The organism is Vibrio sp. TRT 17S01, from assembly GCF_050113695.1.
Classification (GTDB): Bacteria; Pseudomonadota; Gammaproteobacteria; order Enterobacterales; family Vibrionaceae; genus Vibrio.
Window position 1 is genome coordinate 1 of record NZ_JBNJOG010000071.1, and the last position, 680, is coordinate 680.

A 680-nucleotide genomic window follows, 5' to 3' on the forward strand; every position below is an offset into this window, starting at 1 on the left:
TTAATTGGGCGTTATACCGCAGGAGAAAAATAAAACATGGAATTAGTTTCACCATCGTTAGAATTTGAATCCGAGTTTTCGGCTTTTTATCAAGACTTTGCAAGAAATGACGTAGATAATGCGGAATATTACAGTGATGGAGTCTCGGATTTCGCACGATATGTTCAGCAGCTACACGATGAAGCTCAGGGTTTGAATTTACCCGATGGCTATGTGCCATGTAATCACTTTTGGCTTGTCGACGATGATCGAAATATTTTGGGCGCTATTCGTATTCGTCATAACATCAACAACGCGTTTCTAGCTTTAGAGGCAGGTCATATTGGTTATGATGTAGCTCCTTCGCATCGCGGAATTGGTCTCGGTAAATCGATGCTCAAGTTAGCATTACCTAAAGCCAAAATGTTGGGCATTGCTGAAGCACTTATTACGGCCGATGAAGACAATATCGCATCACGCAAGATCATAGAATCAAATGGTGGCAAGTTTGATAAAGTGGTTATGGGTAAAGTTTTTCCAGAACCAGTGGCTAGGTATTGGGTAGCTTGCGAGTAGCGGTATAACAAACAATTTAAGAGTGATTCACCACGCTTGGCATTTTTGGTTTTGGGTTAGTTTAGTGTTTACGGTGTTCAATTTGAGTTGTGTGGTAGCGTGGTTCACACCTTAATTGGGCGTTA

At 41.3% G+C, this 680-nt stretch carries 1 protein-coding gene; it reads left to right on the plus strand.

The window, feature by feature from the left end:
• Positions 1-36 precede the first annotated feature (36 nt).
• Positions 37-555, plus strand: a complete 519-nt coding sequence (locus ACQEXS_RS22515; RefSeq protein ID WP_427015280.1) for a GNAT family N-acetyltransferase — start codon at positions 37-39, stop codon at positions 553-555.
• The last annotated feature ends 125 nt before the right edge of the window (positions 556-680 follow it).